Genomic DNA, 16,744 nt, shown 5'->3' on the forward strand with positions numbered 1-16,744 from the left:
GCCCCCGCGCGATGGTGGCGCACTCCCCCCTTTCCACACGGATCCCCTTCATGCGACTGCTCTCACTTCTCGTCCTCGCGCCGCTGGCGCTGTCGGCGCAGCAGGGCGCCGCGCCCGCCGGCGGCCAACCCCAGTCGCGCATCGCGCGGATCGTCGTCTCCCCGGTGCAGAAGGTCGTCGTCGCCGGCGACTCGGTGCGATTCCGTGCCGAGGCGCGGGACGCGAACAACAACGTCATCCCGAACGTGACGTTCCGCTGGACGCGCAGCGGCATGGCGCGCTTCGAGGGGCAGATGCGGGAGGACGGAACGCTCGTGTCGGGATCGACCGGCACGCTGCCCATCACCGTCGTCGGCATCATCCCGGGCGAAGCGCCGAAGGTAGAGCAGTTCGACGTGCGGATGGTCCCGGGTCCCGCCGCGCGCATCGCCATCAGTCCGACCCCGTCGCGGCTCGTGCCGGGACAGCGCATCCGGCTGGGTGCGGAGGTGCTGTCGGCGAAGAACGACCGGCGCGACGACAAGGTGATGTGGCGGTCGTCCGCGCCCGCCATCGCGCGCGTGAACGAGGTCGGCGTCGTCACCGCCGTCGCGGCGGGGCGCGCGACGATCACCGCGAGCGTCGGCGCGGTGCAGCAGGCGATGGCGGTCCAGGTCCTCCCGTCGGCGGTCGCCTCGCTCACGGTCACGCCGGAGGTGTCCGACGCGCGCACGGGTGACGTGATCCGCTTCCGCGCGGTCGCGAAGGACGCGGCCGGCAAGCCCATCGACGGGATCACGCCCGTCTGGAGCTTCAATCCGGGCCAGGGGATGATCGACCCGGACGGGGCGTTCGTCGGCTACGAGGCGGGCGCCTACACCGTGACGGCCTCGCTCGGCAATCGGGCGGCGGAAGCGGTGGTGACGCTCGCACCGCGCGACGTGCGCCGACCGCTCGAACTCGTCGGTCGCCTGCCCCGCTCGCGCTTCACCACCGAGGAGGTCTGGCTGCACCCCAACGGCAAGGTCGCGTACCTCGGCTCGGGCGGTGGCGGCGACGTGCTCTACACCATCGACATCTCCGATCCGTCGAAGCCGGTCGTCGCGGACTCGATCATCGCCAACACGCGGCGCGTGAACGACGTGATGACGACGCCCGACGGCCGGTTCCTCGTCTTCACGCGGGAGGGGGCGTCCGACCGCAAGAACGGCGTCGTCTTCGCCTCGCTCGAGGACCCGCTCCATCCGAAGGTGATCTCTGAGTTCACCGACGGCGTCACCGCCGGCGTGCACTCCTCGTTCATCTACAAGGACGCGCGCCACGGCCAGCACGTCTTCATCACGAACGACGGCACCGGCTACGTGCACGTGCTCAACATCGATGACCCGGCGCATCCGCGTGAGGTGGGCCGGTGGGCGCCGACCGACCGCCCCGAGGCCGGCCGCTCCTTGCACGACATCGACATCCAGGATGGCCTGCTCTACGGCTCCTGGTGGAACGACGGGCTGATCATCCTCGACGTGGGCAACGGGATCCGCGGCGGCACGCCGGCGAAGCCGGTCTTGGTCTCGCAGTTCAAGTACGACCTCAACGCGATGTACCGGCAGACCGAGGTCGACGGCGGGGCGGGCTTCATCCGCGGGACGCACACCGCCTGGCGCCACAGGAATTACGTCTTCATCGCCGACGAGGTCTTCCCCGCCAATCAGCCCAAGGGCGCGACGGCCACCCAGGCCGGGCGCGCCTGGGGCCGCCTGCAGGTGGTGGACATCAGCGACATCACCGCGCCGCGCGCGGTCGCGTTCTACGAGCCGGAGTACGGCGGCGTGCACAACGTCTGGGTCGCCGGGGACTCGCTCTACATGGGCGCGTACAATGCCGGCTTCCGCGTGTTCGACATCTCCGGCGAGCTGCGCGGTGACCTGCGCGCGCAGGGGCGCGAGATCGGGCACTTCAACACAGCCGACATGAACGGGCACGTGCAGGGCTCGGCCATGACCTGGGGTGTCGTGGTGCGCGACGGCCTCGCGTACGTGAACGACGACAACAACGGGCTCTGGATCGTCCGTATCATCCCGAAGACGCCCGTAGTGCCATGACGCGGCGTCCGCTCCTCCCGCTGGGCCTCCTCGCCCTGCTCGCCGGCGTCGCCGGCGCGCAGGGCACGGCGCCGCCTGCCGGCACCGGCGACGGGGCGACCTATCGGGCCTACGTGCTCAGCGAATCGGTCGACCAGGTCGCGGTCGTCCGCTTCGACGGTCGGACGGCCGCGATCGAGCGGACGACGACCGTCGGGATGTCGCTCATGGATCCCGATGGCCCGCACGGCGTCGCCGTGGCGCCCGACGGGCGACACTACTTCGTCTCGACGGCGCACGGGACGCCCGACGGGTCGCTCTGGAAGTTCCGCACCGACACCGATGCGCCGGTCGGACGAGTGGAGCTGGGGTCATTTCCCGCGACGGTGCAGGTGAGTCCCGACGGGTTCTTCGCGTGGGTGGTGAACTTCAACCTCCACGGCGAGATGGTACCGTCGAGCGTCTCGGTGGTGGAGACGAGCGCGATGGTGGAGGTCGCACGGATCACGACCTGCACGATGCCACATGGTTCCCGACTCAACGCCGCGGGCACGCGGCACTACTCGGCCTGCATGATGGACGAGGAGCTGGTCGAGATCGACGCGCGCACGTTCGCGGTCTCGCGCCACTTCTTCCTCACCAAGGGGAAGGAGATGGGGATGACGGGTGCCCCGCCCCGCCGCGGCGCGGAGGCGCATGCGGGGCATGACATCGGCGGGCACGGGATGGAACCGCCCAAGCCCGGCGACGTGGGCTGCTCCCCGACGTGGGCGCAACCGAGCGTCGACGGCGCGCGTGTCTGGGTGGCCTGCAACAAGTCGAGCGAGCTCGTCGAGATCGACGTCGCGTCATGGTCGCTCGTTCGCCGACTGCCGGCGGGCGACGGGATCTACAATCTCGCGGTGACGCACGATGGGACGCGCGTGATCGCGACGAACAAGCGCGGCCAGTCGGTCAGCGTGTTCGACGCGGCGAGCGGGAAGGAGCTCGCGCGGATCGCGACCTCGAGGCGCGTGGTGCACGGCGTGGCGGTCACCACCGACGACCGGTATGCGTTCGTGACGAACGAGGGCGTTGGGAGCGAGAAGGCCACGGTGGACGTGATCGACCTTCGGGCCCTCGTCCGCGTCGCGACGGTCGAGGTGGGACAGCAGGCGGGCGGGATCGATATCCTCCGCTGAGCGCGGTCCGCGCGTCAGCCGCCCCGCAGCGCCCGCCCCGTCCGCGCGAACCGTTCCCCCTCGCCGAACGCCTCCGCCCCGTTCACGACCGTCGCCACGAACCCCTCGGCGTACCGGAACGGATCGACGAAGTCCGCACGATCGATCACCGTCGCCGGATCGAACACGGTGACGTCGGCGAGCGCTCCCACGCGGAGCGTGCCACGGTCGCGGAGCCCCACGCGCGAGGCAGGAAGCGCGGTGCACTTGTGGACCGCCTGCTCGAGCGTGAGCGCCTGCCGCTCCCGGACATAGCGCCCGAGCACGCGCGCGAAGCTCCCCGTGCCGCGGGGATGCGGCACGCCGCGGCGCGCCGGACCCGACATGGCGAAGGCACCGCCGTCAGACGCGACCATCCCCTGCGGATGTCGGAGGATGCGCTCGAGGTTCTCCTCGCTCATCGCGAAGCCGATCATCCCCACCGACCCGTTGTTGCGACGCAGCATCGCGACGGTGCAGGCATAGGGCTCCTCGCCACGCGCGGCCGCGTACGTCCCGAGGCGCTTCCCTTCCGCCGGCTTGTCCTCGGCGGCGGAGACGCTCGTGATCTGCACGTTGTCCCATCCCCCGATGAGCGCGACCTTGTCGAGCGTCTCGGTGCGCATGCGCGGTGCGGTCGCCGCGTCGTCGAGACGCGCGAAGAAGCGCGCGGTCCCGCCATCGCGCGACCAGACGGGGAAGAGGTTCGTGAGTCCCGTCTGGTAGGCGAGGTAGGGATAGCGGTCGAAGGCGGCATCGACGCCCGCGGCGCGCGCCGCCTCGATGCGCGTGAAGACGGCGTCGAGCTTGCCCCAGTTCCGCGGGCCCTGCGTCTTGAGGTGGGAGATCTGGAGCGCGCACCCCGCCCCCCGCGCCACCGCGATCGACTCGTCGATCGCCTCGAGGAGGCGATCATCCTCGTTCCGCATGTGCGTGTGATATGCGAGCCGCCGCGCCGCGAGCGGCCGGCAGAGCGCGACGAGTTCGTCTCGCGGCGCGAAGGCACCGGGGGTGTACTCGAGGCCGCTCGACGCTCCGAGCGCCCCGTCGGCGAGCGCCTCCTCCACCAGGCGCACCATCGCCGCGAGCTCCGTGGTCGAGGCCGGGCGGTCGTCGTCCCCGACGACGGCGCCGCGCACGGTGCCGAGGCCGATCATGGTGCCCACGTTGAGCGCGGGCGAGGTGACGGCGACCTGCGCGAGGAAGTCGCGCACGCTCGCGCGCGACGAACCATCAGCGCCGACGACGATGGTGGTCACGCCCTGCCGGATGAGCCCCTCGGTGTTGGGGTCATCGAAGAGCGTGCCATCGCCGTGCGAGTGGATGTCGACGAATCCCGGCGCGACGACCTGTCCGCGGCAGAGGATCTCGCGCTCACCCCGTTCGACGATCCGGGGCGCGATCGCCGCGATGCGGTCACCGCTGATGCCGACATCGGCGACGAAGCGCGGTCGCCCGCTGCCATCGACGATGGTGCCGCCGCGGAGGACGACATCGTGGTCCCGCCGTCCGAGCCCGACGAGCGCAGGCGCACCGAGCGCCGCGACCGAGGTGGCGAGAAAGGTTCGACGGCGCACAGGAGGGGAGGCTGGGGGGTGAAGTGGACGCAGCTCGGCGAACACCGACCCGTGGAAAGTGCCGCGGGGCGGCCCGGCGCGCCATCGCGCCGGACCGCCCCGCTTCTTCCTTCTACCTTCTCCCTTCCGCCTACTAGTACCGATAGTGATCCGGCTTGTACGGCCCCTCGACCGGCACGCCGATGTAGGCGGCCTGCTTCTCCGTGAGCTTGGTCAGCTTCACGCCGAGCTTCTCGAGGTGGAGGCGCGCGACCTTCTCATCGAGCTTCTTCGGCAGCACGTAGACCGCATTCTTGTCGTACTTGGTGCCCGAGACGGTCGGCTTGCCCTGCGCCGCGAGATGCAGGTCGATCTGCGCGAGCACCTGGTTGGTGAACGAGGAGCTCATCACGAACGACGGATGGCCGGTGGCGCAGCCGAGGTTGAGGAGACGGCCTTCGGCGAGGATGAGCACCGAGTGCCCGTCCGGGAAGACCCACTCGTCGAACTGGGGCTTGATGTTGTTGCGGACGATGCCCTTGTAGTTCTTGAGGCCGGCCATGTCGATCTCGTTGTCGAAGTGGCCGATGTTCCCGACGATCGCCTTGTCCTTCATCCGCGCCATGTGCTCGACCGAGATGATGTCGGCGTTGCCGGTGGCGGTGACGAAGACGTCGGCGCTGGAGACCACCTCGTCGAGCGTCGTGACCTGGTAGCCCTCCATCGCCGCCTGGAGCGCGCAGATGGGATCGATCTCGACGATGATCACGCGCGCGCCTTGGCCCTTGAGCGCCTGGGCCGAGCCCTTACCCACGTCGCCGTAGCCGAGCACGACCGCGACCTTGCCGGCGAGCATCACGTCCGACGCGCGGAGGATGCCGTCGGTGAGCGAATGGCGGCAGCCATACAGGTTGTCGAACTTCGACTTGGTCACCGAGTCGTTGACGTTGATCGCCGGGAAGAGGAGCTTGCCGGCGGCCATCATCTCGTAGAGGCGATGCACGCCGGTCGTGGTCTCCTCGGAGACGCCCTTGATCGCCTTGCCGACGTTCGTCCAGCGCTTCGGGTCCTCCTTGATGGTCTTGCGGAGCAGCTCGAGGATGACGCCCCACTCCTCGGGTTCGTTCGCGGCGTCGAACGCGGGGACCGCGCCGGCGGCCTCGAACTCGGTGCCCTTGATCACGAGCATCGTCGCGTCGCCACCGTCATCGAGGATGAGGTTCGGGCCGGCGCCATCGGGCCACATGAGCGCCTGCTCGGTGCACCACCAGTACTCCTCGAGGGTCTCACCCTTCCAGGCGAAGACCGGGATGCCGCGCGGCTGCGCGACCGAGCCGTCCTTGCCCACCGCGACCGCCGCGGCGGCATGGTCCTGCGTCGAGAAGATGTTGCACGACACCCAGCGCACGTCGGCGCCGAGCTCGGCGAGCGTCTCGATGAGCACCGCCGTCTGGATGGTCATGTGCAGCGAGCCCATGATCCGCGCGCCGGCGAGCGGCTTCTTGCCCTTGTACTCGGCGCGGAGCGCCATGAGGCCCGGCATCTCGTACTCGGCGAGACGGATCTCGTTGCGGCCCCAGTCGGCCAGCGAGATGTCGGCGACCTTGAACGCGGGACGGCCGGTGGACTTCACGGCGTCGAACGGGTGAAGCGAGGGAGCGACGGCGGTCATCGGAACCTTTGATGAATGTTGAAGGAAGAAGGACGAAAGCGCGTGTTGCGTGATGCGGACAGGCTGCTGGATGCGAGGACGAGGTGCACTTCCATCCTCCATCCTTCGGCCCTCATCCGGTGCCCAGCACCGCGACGAACAGGTTCGGCCCCTTCGCCTGCGGCGCGGCGGGAAGCGCGTGGTGGCGGATCGACGCGAAGCCCGCGTCGGACGACCACCGGGTCAACTGGTCCGCGTCGAACCCCAACCAGACATGCCCCATCGTCTGGCGATACTCCACGCGGTCGTGCGGCTGCATGTCCACCAACAACAGGCGTCCCCCCTCGCCGCGGAGCGTCCGCCGGATCTCGGCGAGCGCCGCGGCGGGATCCGCCACGTAGTGCAACACCAACGACAGCACGGCGACGTCGAGCGTGGCGTCCGCCAGCGGCAGCGCCTCGAGCGAGCCTTCGCGCAGGTCCACGTTGTCGAGCGTGGAGAGCCGCGCCCGCGCCGCCTTCAACATCGCCGGCGACTCGTCGACGGCCACCACGCTTTGCACGAACGGGGCCATCACTTCTGCCAACTGGCCCGTGCCGCACCCGAGGTCTCCGACGGTCGCACCCGCGTCCAGCAATCCGGCCAGGGAGAAGAGCTCCGTGCGGGCACCGAACAGCTCGGAACGCACGCGGTCCCACTGCCCTGCCGAGCTGGCGAAGAACGCCTGCGACCGCGTCTGCCGTTCCGCGAGCACTCCCTTCACCCGTTCCGCATCACGGCGCGACGCGGGCAGGGTCCGGAGCTCCTCGCGCACGGAGGTCCAGAGCCGGCGCGTCCCCGCGTCCAGTTCGCGGGAATCGTGCCGGTAACGATTCGACGTCCCGTCCTCGCGCGCCGCGATCCACCCGGTGTCGGCCAGCACCTTGAGGTGCCGGCTCACCGTGGACTGCGGCAGCTGCAGGACGGTCCGCAACTCGGAGACCGTCAGCTCATGGCGCTCCAGCAACAGGAGGAGCCGCGTGCGGATCGGGTCGGCGAGTGCCGCCAGGCGGTCGTGGAGGGCTGGTCGTTTCATCCGTATATCCGGATGAAAGGTTGCTCAACGCAGGCGCCCCGTCAACCCCGGGCGGGATCCGCTCGGGGGACGGGGCGTCGGACCGCGACTCGGCGGTCGGGCGGCTCAGTGCCGTGCGTAGACCGGCTGCACAGGCCGCGCGCTCTCGCCCAGCACGCCGACGAGCCGCTGCACCTGGCGGAACGAGGCGGTGATCGGGCGCGCACGCACCGTCCACTTCACGCCCTCCGAGCAGGGCGGCGTGGTGAGCGACCCATGATACGTGAAGACCTGCTCCGATTCCGTCGCGCGGGCATCCAGCAGCTTCGCGAGGTCCACCGGCGCGCGGAACCGCACGCTGTCGCCCGCATGGTCCGGCAACCGCGCGATGAGGGCCTCGAGTTCGGGGTTGTCCTTCGGGCCGATCGCGATGAAGATGCCGAGCACCGCCAGTTCACCCTTCGCATTCGCGTGCACCAGATGGAGCTCGGCCGGGAACGCACGGCCCTGGATCGTGTGCTCGCTCGGGTGATGGAAGTGGAACTGGAGCGAGTTGAAGTGCCCCCCCTCCGCCGTCAGGTCGCTCGGCTTCTCGAGTGCGGCCTGTACCGTGTGTCCGTTGTGGAAGAGCACGAAGGGCGACGGGATGAACTTCTCCTCGATGCGTGCGGCGTGCGGCGCGACCGCGCCGCCCAGATCGATGGGCGACTGCTCATGCCCGACCGAGCAGGTGCGCCACGCCGGATCGATCCGCCCCCAGGCCTGCGGCCCCTCGGCGCCTTCGTAGGTCCAGTGCGGCGCGTGGGCGGCGGCGGCGGAGGGCGTGCCGTGCGAAGCCGCCCCGGAGGGGGCGTGGGACTGCGCCGCCAGCGGCGCGGCAACGAGGAGCGGCAGGAGGGCGAGCACGGCACGGCGCATGGGACGACTCCGCGAAGGACTGGTGAGAATGACCGGTCCTATCAGTGTCGGCCCGACCCGTCCCGCCCTGAACCGCCGCTCTCACCCCGTGACGGCGCGCACGAAGGACTGGAGACGGTCGGCCGAGAGACGGCCTTCGATGCGCACCCCGGAGCAGACATCGAGCCCGTGCGGCCCCACCGCATCGACCGCCGCGCGCGCATTCTCGGCGCGGAGGCCCCCCGCGAGCCAGACGGGCACCCCGCTCTCCTGGACGATGCGACGGCTGAGCGACCAGTCATGCACGCGGCCCGTGCCGCCCAACTCCTTCACAGCGGCGCTCGGGTTCCCTGAATCGAGCAGAAGCTCATCGACCGCCGGCGCGAGGGCGAGCGCCTCGTCCACCGACGACGCGTCACGCACATGGACGACCTGCACGATGACGATCCCCGGCAACGCCGCGCGCAGCACCGCATGCGCACCGGGCGCGAGGGCATCGACCAGCTGCACCGTATTCACCCCCGCCTCCCGCACCTGCGCGGCGATCGCGTGCGGATCGGTGCGCGACGTGAGCAGGAAGGTGCGGACCTCGCGCGGCGCCCAGCGCGCGACCTCACGGATCGTCGCGTCATCGATGACGCCCGGCCCGCTCGGCATCTGCGAGACGAGCCCCAGCGCCGACGCGCCATGGACGAGCGCCAACTCGGCCTCCGCGACCCCCGCGATGCAGCAGACCTTGACCCTCATCCGTGTCCGCGCTCGAGGGCCGCGGTCGCTCCGCCGAGTGCCGAGCCCACGTAGCAGTGCATCCCGACGTGCTGGAGTCCGGCGCGACGGAAGTGCCGGCGATAGAACTCCGGGCTGCGATGATGCCAGTCGCTGCGGTCTCCCTCGATCTCGTCCTCGGTGGTGTACGCCTCGAGGTAGGTGACGCCTCCCAGCAGCGACGCGATCCCCGCGAGCCCGGGACCGAGCTCGCCGTCGGGCACATAGTGGAGCACGTCGCAGACGACCACGAGGTCGAACGGCCCCCCGAGACCGAGCGTGCCGACGGTGCCGAACGCGCCACGCACGATCCCGCGCCGTGCGCCGAACCGCCGCACCACATACTCGCTCGACTCCACGCCCACGTAGCGGACGCCGGGTCGCAGCTTGCGCAGGTGCGCGCGCCACGGTCCCTCCCCGCACCCCACGTCGAGCACGGAGCGGATGGGGCGCTCGAGGAGCGACTCGGCGATCGCGGTCACGAGGTGCACCTTCCGCGCGACCGCGGCCGGCGTGATGACGCGCCGCGCGGGGTCGTGGTACCAGCGGCGGTAGTAGTGCTCGTCGTACGCCTTGGGGCTCATGCGGCGCCTCCGGCGCGGCGGATCGCGCGCACGTCCGCGCGCGCACGACCGTGGCGGTCGGCGAGGGCGAGCGTGACCAACCCGCGTCCGAGCTGCTCACCGGTGAGCGATCCGTACGCCTCGCGAACGCGCCCCAATCCCACCAGCGCGATCGCGCCGAGCGCGGCATCGAGCGTGATCGCGTAGAACCGCTCCATCGGCCGCGAATCGTCCCGATCGCTGCCGCTGACGAACGCCGGCTGGGCGACCAGCCAGGGGAGCGGGCCCTCGCGCAGTTCGCGCTCCATCCGCCCACGGACCGCGACGTACCTGTTCCCGCTCCGCTCGTCGGCGCCGATCGCCGAGAGATAGGTGAAGCGCGGCAGCGACCCGCACGCGACCGCCGCGTCGCGCAGCATCGCGGTGAGGCCGTAGTCGATGCGCTCGTAGGCGTCGTCGATCCCCTCGGCGGCGGCGCGACGGCGCGTCGTGCCCAGCAGGGCGAACACATGGTCGGGGCGGAGTCCGGCGAGGGTCGCGGCCATGGCGGCGGGTTCCCACGGGGACTCGTCCACGACGGCACCGAGCGCGCCGAACCGCGCTCGCCAGCGATCGGCGCCGGACGACCCGGGACGGAGATGGGCGACGGTCCGGACCCCAGCAGCGACGAGGGACGCGGCCACGGCGCGACCGGTGTAACCGGTCGCGCCGGCGACGAAGGCGACGGGCGGTGTGCTCACGTCACGAAGGTAGCCCGGCGGGCGCGCCGCTCCAACTGGAACGGAGGGACGCCGCGCCGGCGTTCATCGACCATGACGAAGACTCCCGACGTCCTCATCGTCGGCGGCGGACTGGCCGGACTCGCGGCAGCCCGCACGCTCACTTCGCACGGGATCGCCGCCCAGGTGCTCGAGGCCGCGCACGACGTGGGCGGACGGGTCGCCACCGACGAGGTCGAGGGCTTCCTGCTCGACCGCGGCTTCCAGGTGCTGCTCGACTCCTACCCCGAGGCGCGGCGGGCCCTCGACATGCGGGCGCTCGACCTGCGGCCGTTCGCGGCGGGTGCGCTCATCCGGCGACGGGGTCGCACCGGACGCGTGGGGGATCCCTGGCGCGACCCGCTCGCCGGCATGCGTTCTCTCGTCAGCGGCGCGTTCACGCCCGCCGATGCCTGGCGGATGATGCGACTCCGCAGCGATGCGCTCCTTGGCGCGCCCGCCGAGCCCGACGCCGCGACCCAGACGGCCGCCCGCTCACTCGCGGAGCGGGGGTTCTCCGAGCGCGCCCTCGACGCGTTCTTCCGTCCCTTCTTCGGCGGCGTCTTCCTCGACGCGCAGCTCTCGGCGCCGCGCGGCTGGTTCGATTTCCTGTTCGGCATGTTCGCCACCGGCCGCGCGACGTTGCCGGGGGCCGGGATGCGTGCGATCCCGCGGCAGCTCGCGGCGGGCCTCCCGGTCGGCGCGGTCCGCACGGGCGCGCGCGTGCGCGCCCTGCGCGCGGACGGCGTGGAGATCGACGGTGGCGAGGTGCTCCGCGCCCGCGCGGTGATCATCGCCACCGACGCGCGGCACCTCGCCGTGCTGGTGCCCGGCATGCGCGCGCCGAGTTGGGTGGGATGCACGACGCTCCACTACGCGGCGGCATCCACGCCACTCGACGAACCCGCCCTCATGCTGAACGGCGACCCGCGGAGCGGGCCGGTCAACCACCTGTGCGTGCCGAGCGACATCGCGCCGCGTTACGCGCCGGCCGGACAGCATCTCGTCTCCGCGACGGTGATCGGCGTGCCGGCCCAGGATGACGCGACGCTCGACCGCGAGGCCCGATCGCAGCTCGCGCACTGGTTCTCGGCGCGCACCGTCGCCGACTGGCGGTTGCTGCGCGTCTCGCGCGTGGCGCACACGCTGCCGCGCCTGACACCGGGGGCGAACGTGGAGCGCGCCGTGCGCGTGAGCACCGGCCTGTATGCCTGCGGCGATCATCTCGAGACACCAAGCATCAACGGCGCGCTCCGCAGTGGGAGGCGCGCCGCCGAGGCCCTGCTCGAGGATTGGGGACTCCGCGACGGCATCGCCGTCGCGTAGCGGTCAGCCGGTCGTCAGGAATCCGCAGCCGAGTCCTTGGGCGTGGCTCGTGGCGAAGATGCCCGAGGGCATGCGGATGACGCCCGGAACGAGGCTGTCGTGGACGAGCTTGCGCGCATCCTGCCGCGGGATCTTGCGCCGCTCGGCCACCTGCGCGATCACCCCGCCGAGGGCCAGGTCGCACGCGAGCACGATGACGCCGCGGCTGATGAGGGTGTCCATCGCGCCATCCGCCCACGTGAGCGCGTAGCGGGCGCCGGCCGGGATATTGATGAACGGATTCCGCTTCGCGGGCTCCCCGGTGACCGGATCCTTGAGATCGTTCTGCTTGGCGATCTCGCCATCCTCCCAGACGGCATCGCCGCACGCGAGCGGCACGCCCTTGTGGCGGAGGATCATCACCGCCGTCAGGTCGCTGTCCCCCAGGCCGAGGGTGGCCTTGTAACCGGCCAGGAACGAGCGGGCCTGATGGAACACCACGCCCTCGGCGATCTCGGGCGAGTCGAAGGCCATGCGATACTTGCCGGTGACCTTCGCCGTCCACGACATGTCCCACTCGCCCTGTGCCTGGCCGGCGGCCTGCGCCTCGAGCGAGCGAGGATCGAGGGAACCCGCCGCCAGCGAACCGGCGGCGAGGAGCGAAGCCTGCTTGAGGAAGTCACGCCGCTGCGTCATCTGGAGCTCTCGGGGCTGGGGTGGCGGTCGCATCAATTGTCTCCGCTTGGTCGCCTTCGCGCCAGAGCAGCAGCGCGAGGAGGATCGCGCCGGTCGTGACGCCCATGTCGGCGACATTGAACGTCCAGAACCGCCAGCTCGCGGTGCCGACGTCGATGAAGTCGACGACGCCCTTGGTGTGGCGGAGGCGGTCGAGGAGGTTGCCGAACGCCCCCGCGGCGATGAGGGCCAGGGCCGCAGGCGTGGCGCGCGCGCCCGGGGCACTCTGCCGATGCAGGCGATACAGGTACACGATCATCCCCAGCGCGATCGCGCTGAAGACGATGCGGGACGAGGCGCCGAGCGAGAGGTTCATCGCGGCGCCGGTGTTGTACGTGAGCGTCCAGCGCAGCCAAGGCGCGACGACATCGACCGGGACGTGGAGCGCGAGCGCGGCCTCGGCCCAGCGCTTCGAGAGCACGTCGGCGATGACGATCAGCGCGACGAGCGACCAGAAGATCCGGTCGCGAGTCGCGGTGTTCGGCGGGAGGGTCAGGGTGGGTTCGTTCATGCGTGGGCGGTAAGTTACTCGACCGTGCGTACGTGAGGTACGCACGTCGCGTTTCCCGTGTTCCCCCCTCCTCCCCTCCCCGCCCGCGTGCCGACGCTCCACGGCGCCGCCCCCCTCCCGATCGATGCGGTCCTCCCCGAGGTGCTCGCGGCGCTCGCCGGCGCGCGCGCCGCGGTGCTCGTCGCACCGCCCGGGGCGGGCAAGACGACCCGGCTCCCGCTCGCGTTGCTCGATGCCCCGTGGGCGGCGGGCGGACGGATCCTCGTGCTCGAGCCGCGCCGCATCGCTGCGCGCGCCGCGGCGACCCAGATGGCCCGGCTCCTGGGCGAAGCGCCGGGCGAGACGGTCGGTTATCGGGTGCGGCACGAGTCGCGCGTGGGCCCGCGGACGCGCGTGGAGGTCGTGACCGAGGGCATCCTGACGCGGATGGTGCAGGACGACCCCGCGCTCGACGGCGTGGCCGCAGTGCTCTTCGACGAGTTCCACGAACGGCATCTCACCGCCGATCTCGGCCTCGCGCTCGTGCTCGAGGCGCGGGCGCTGGTACGTGACGACCTGCGGCTCGTGGTGATGTCGGCGACGCTCGAGGCCGCGCCGGTCGCCGCGCTGCTCGGCGACGCGCCGGTGATCGTGAGCGAGGGCCGCGCCTTCCCCGTGACGACCGAGTGGCGGCCCTCGCGTGCGGACCAGCCGCCCGCCCTCGGCGTGGCGGCCGCGGTCCGTGACGCCTGGTCGCGAACGACCGGTGACCTGCTCGTCTTCCTGCCGGGGATCGCCGAGATCGACCGGGTCCGTCGCCTGCTCGTCGACGACGCCTCGCTCGCGGACGCCGAGGTGCTGCTGCTGCACGGCGGACTCACGCTCGGCGAACAGGACCACGTGCTGCGGCGGCGCGGCGCACAGCGCCGCGTGGTGCTGTCGACGGCGATCGCCGAGTCGTCGGTCACGTTGGAGGACGTGCGCGTGGTGATCGACTCGGGACTCGCCCGCATTCCGCGTTTCTCGCCGCGGAGCGGGATGACACGACTCGAGACCACGCGCGTGTCGCAGGCATCGGCCGACCAGCGACGCGGCCGCGCGGGACGCGTCGCCCCGGGCCTCTGCGTGCGGCTCTGGAGCGAGGGCGACCAGGTGTCGCTGCCGGTGCGCGCGGTGCCGGAGATCCTCGAGGCGGACCTCGCACCGCTCGCGCTCGAGCTGGCCTGTGCGGGCGTGATGGAGGCGACCGCGCTGCGGTGGCTCGATGCGCCACCGGCCGGCGCACTCGCGCAGGGCCGCGCGCTCCTCGCCGACCTTGGCGCGCTCGGCGCGGACGGTCGCGTGACGGCGCACGGCCGCGCGATGGCCGCGATGGGGATCGCGCCCCGGCTCGCGCACCTGGTGATCGCAGGCGCGGCGCGCGGCGAAGCCACGCTCGCGTGCGAGGTGGCCGCGCTCCTCGCGGAGCGCGACATCCTGCGGCGCGAGGCCGCGGAGCACGATGCCGACCTGCGCACGCGCATCGAGGCCCTGCGCGGTCAGGGAGGCGATGTCGATCGCGCACGCACCGATCGCGTCCGCCAGGAGGCGCGCGCGCTCCGCCGCGGGCTCGGACGCGAGGCGCGCGATGACGCCGAGTCGCTCGCCGACGTCGGTGGACTCGTCGCCCTCGCGTATCCGGACCGCATCGCCATGCGACGCGACGGCGAGGCCGCGCGCTTCCTGCTGCGCAACGGGCGCGGCGCGAGGCTCGAACGCTCGAACGCGCTCGCACGCGCCGACTTCCTCGCCGTCGCCGACCTCGATGGCGACCCCGCCGAGAGCCGGATCTGGCTGGCGGCACCGCTCGACGAGGCGGCGGTCCGCGCGGCACTCGGCGCCGCGGTCGTGACCGAGCGCGAGGTGACGTGGGACGCGACCCGTGAGGTGGTGCGCGCCGTCGAGCGCGAGCGGAGTGGAGCCCTCGTGTTGCGCGAGCGGGTCTTGCGCGAAGTACCGGAGGAGGCGGTCACCGACGCGCTGCTCGGTGCGGTGCGCGGCGCCGGCGTAGGGGTGCTCCCCTGGTCCGACGGCGCGCGCGCGCTGCGCGCGCGCCTCGCGTTCGCCCACACGATCCTGCCCGAGACCTATCCAGCCACGGACGATGCCGCGCTCGACACGACGCTCGACGCCTGGCTGCGGCCGGCGATCGGCGGACTGCGCAAGCTCGCGGACGTCGCGCGCGTCGATCTCGGCGCGGCACTCCTCGCGCCGCTCGCGTGGAGCGCTCGCGCGGCGCTCGACCGCCTGGCGCCGACGCACCTCGAGGTCCCGAGCGGGTCGCGCATCGCGATCGACTATGCCGATCCCGCGTCGCCGGTGCTCGCCGTGCGCTTGCAGGAGGTGTTCGGCCTGGCCGAGACGCCTCGCGTCGGGGACGGACGCGTGGCCCTCACCATCCACCTGCTGTCACCGGCGCATCGGCCGGTGCAGGTCACTCGGGACCTCGCGAGCTTCTGGCGCACCGGGTACTTCGAGGTCCGCAAGGACTTGAAGGGACGCTATCCGCGACACCCCTGGCCGGACGACCCGCTCAGCGCGCCGGCGACCCGACGGGCGAAGCCACGCGGGACCTGAATTCGCCCGCGCGGCCTGCCGGACCGCTCCGTGCTCAGCGCACCCAGGCGGGACGGGTGATCGTGCTCCACTTCGACTCGCCGTGCGAGTAGCCGAACCAGGCGGTGTCACCGGCCGCGCGGGGGAAGGCCCGCACCAGCTGCTCCGCGCCGCCGAAGCCGAAGCGATCGTGCCCGGCGTAGCCGACCAGCTGCGTCGAGTCGAGCGCCGCGAGCGCGAGCCGCGCGATGCCCTGCGGACCGTCAGTGTAGGCGAAGAGCGCGCCACGCTTGTCGTCCCCGCTGCCGAAGGTGGAGACGAAGAATTCGCCCCGACCGTCGCCGTCCACGTCCGCGGTGCCGATGAAGCCGACGGTCCCGTCACGCGTCTCCGTGAGCGTCTGGAGCGTGTCATCGCCACGGGTGAAGACGACCTGGAACGTGCCGGAGGCGCACGTCTCACCCGCGGGGATGACCACCTCGGCCGCGAGGTCCTGATAGGAGAGGACGCGACTCGCGAGGCACGCCGGGTCGACGGCGACCGGCTCAGGCGCGGGTTCACCCTTGGCGCAGGCGGCGAGCACGAGGGCGAGGGGGAGGACGCGGGCGATGCGCATGATGGGATCCGGTGCTTGGGTCAGATGCCGAACTGCGTGAAGTGATGGTCGAGATGGCGGTACAGGAGCACGCCCCAATCCCGCTTGGACATCGGCCCGAACGCGGGATGCGGAGGCAGCGGGGCAGCGTCCGCCGGCACGGGCAGCTGCGCGATGCGGTCGCGGAGCTTGGCCACATCGGCCTCCCAGGTGGTCGGCTTGCCGGCGAGCAGCTCGGGCGCGGTGGGGGCGCCCTTGGGCCACGGCATGAGATGGATCACGACCGGGCGCACGAGGAACTGCAGCGGGAACGGGCGCGGCCTGGGCGCGCTCTCGCCGGTGACCATCTTGAGCGACTCGATGAGGTGCTGGACCATCTTGGGCGCCGTGAACTTCCCCCAGGCGGCCTGTCGGTCGGCACGCAGGTTGCCGAGCCGGTCCAACAGTTCCTGGCGGCGGGCGGGATCGTAGAACGAGGCCATGGGGCACGGGTCGGGGGTCGCCCCACTCTACGACAGTCGGCG

15 protein-coding genes are annotated in these 16,744 nt (G+C 71.7%); 4 read left to right on the forward strand and 11 right to left on the reverse strand.

Annotated features, from left to right (window positions below; translation table 11 throughout):
* Window positions 1-50: 50 nt before the first annotated feature.
* Together IPJ78_00330 and IPJ78_00335 are read left to right on the forward strand one after the other, a co-directional pair.
* Window positions 51-2,078 (forward strand): Ig-like domain-containing protein, encoded by a 2,028-nt coding sequence (locus tag IPJ78_00330; GenBank protein MBK7904988.1) that lies wholly within the window; start codon window positions 51-53, stop codon window positions 2,076-2,078.
* Window positions 2,075-3,238 carry a YncE family protein gene (locus tag IPJ78_00335; GenBank protein ID MBK7904989.1) on the forward strand — a complete coding sequence of 388 codons (1,164 nt, stop codon included), beginning with the start codon at window positions 2,075-2,077 and terminating at the stop codon, window positions 3,236-3,238. Before IPJ78_00330 ends, IPJ78_00335 begins: the two co-directional genes overlap by 4 nt.
* A 14-nt stretch (window positions 3,239-3,252) precedes the next feature.
* On the opposite strand, the gene IPJ78_00340 is transcribed toward IPJ78_00335, so the two are convergent.
* From IPJ78_00340 to IPJ78_00370, 7 genes are all read right to left on the reverse strand, one after another.
* Window positions 3,253-4,833, reverse strand: a complete 1,581-nt coding sequence (locus IPJ78_00340) for a D-aminoacylase (protein ID MBK7904990.1) — start codon at window positions 4,831-4,833, stop codon at window positions 3,253-3,255.
* Window positions 4,834-4,966: 133 nt separating this feature from the next.
* Entirely contained in the window at window positions 4,967-6,484 is a 1,518-nt protein-coding gene (locus IPJ78_00345) for an adenosylhomocysteinase (protein MBK7904991.1), read from the reverse strand.
* A gap of 112 nt (window positions 6,485-6,596) precedes the next feature.
* Entirely contained in the window at window positions 6,597-7,538 is a 942-nt protein-coding gene (locus IPJ78_00350; protein MBK7904992.1) for a metalloregulator ArsR/SmtB family transcription factor, read from the reverse strand.
* A gap of 105 nt (window positions 7,539-7,643) precedes the next feature.
* Complete coding sequence (locus IPJ78_00355) at window positions 7,644-8,435, reverse strand: carbonic anhydrase family protein (protein ID MBK7904993.1); 792 nt, start codon at window positions 8,433-8,435, stop codon at window positions 7,644-7,646.
* Window positions 8,436-8,516: 81 nt separating this feature from the next.
* Window positions 8,517-9,161 (reverse strand): phosphoribosylanthranilate isomerase, encoded by a 645-nt coding sequence (locus IPJ78_00360; protein ID MBK7904994.1) that lies wholly within the window; start codon window positions 9,159-9,161, stop codon window positions 8,517-8,519.
* Window positions 9,158-9,763 carry a class I SAM-dependent methyltransferase gene (locus tag IPJ78_00365; GenBank protein MBK7904995.1) on the reverse strand — a complete coding sequence of 202 codons (606 nt, stop codon included), beginning with the start codon at window positions 9,761-9,763 and terminating at the stop codon, window positions 9,158-9,160. The genes IPJ78_00360 and IPJ78_00365 overlap by 4 nt, the downstream gene beginning before the upstream one ends.
* Entirely contained in the window at window positions 9,760-10,482 is a 723-nt protein-coding gene (locus IPJ78_00370; GenBank protein ID MBK7904996.1) for an NAD(P)H-binding protein, read from the reverse strand. Before IPJ78_00370 ends, IPJ78_00365 begins: the two co-directional genes overlap by 4 nt.
* 72 nt (window positions 10,483-10,554) lie before the next feature.
* Between IPJ78_00370 and IPJ78_00375 the strand changes: the two genes are divergently transcribed.
* Entirely contained in the window at window positions 10,555-11,826 is a 1,272-nt protein-coding gene (locus tag IPJ78_00375) for an FAD-dependent oxidoreductase (GenBank protein ID MBK7904997.1), read from the forward strand.
* 3 nt (window positions 11,827-11,829) lie between these two features.
* Here the strand turns inward: IPJ78_00375 and IPJ78_00380 are convergent, their stop codons facing one another.
* Together IPJ78_00380 and lspA are read right to left on the reverse strand one after the other, a co-directional pair.
* The gene (locus IPJ78_00380) at window positions 11,830-12,501 is read right to left on the reverse strand and encodes a hypothetical protein (protein MBK7904998.1); all 672 of its coding nucleotides are present in this window, start codon (window positions 12,499-12,501) and stop codon (window positions 11,830-11,832) included.
* A complete protein-coding gene (gene lspA / locus IPJ78_00385; GenBank protein ID MBK7904999.1) occupies window positions 12,485-13,051 on the reverse strand; it encodes a signal peptidase II in 567 nt (188 codons plus the stop codon). The genes IPJ78_00380 and lspA overlap by 17 nt, the downstream gene beginning before the upstream one ends.
* Window positions 13,052-13,138: 87 nt before the next feature.
* Between lspA and hrpB the strand changes: the two genes are divergently transcribed.
* Window positions 13,139-15,646 carry an ATP-dependent helicase HrpB gene (hrpB, locus tag IPJ78_00390; GenBank protein ID MBK7905000.1) on the forward strand — a complete coding sequence of 836 codons (2,508 nt, stop codon included), beginning with the start codon at window positions 13,139-13,141 and terminating at the stop codon, window positions 15,644-15,646.
* A gap of 34 nt (window positions 15,647-15,680) precedes the next feature.
* Here hrpB and IPJ78_00395 read toward each other — a convergent pair whose 3' ends face one another.
* Window positions 15,681-16,241: a hypothetical protein gene (locus IPJ78_00395; protein ID MBK7905001.1), complete on the reverse strand. Its 561-nt coding sequence runs from the start codon at window positions 16,239-16,241 to the stop codon at window positions 15,681-15,683.
* Between the two features lie 20 nt (window positions 16,242-16,261).
* Window positions 16,262-16,702 carry a DinB family protein gene (locus tag IPJ78_00400; protein ID MBK7905002.1) on the reverse strand — a complete coding sequence of 147 codons (441 nt, stop codon included), beginning with the start codon at window positions 16,700-16,702 and terminating at the stop codon, window positions 16,262-16,264.
* Between the last annotated feature and the right edge of the window lie 42 nt (window positions 16,703-16,744).

Source organism: Gemmatimonadota bacterium (assembly GCA_016714015.1).
Classification (GTDB): Bacteria; Gemmatimonadota; Gemmatimonadetes; order Gemmatimonadales; family Gemmatimonadaceae; genus Pseudogemmatithrix.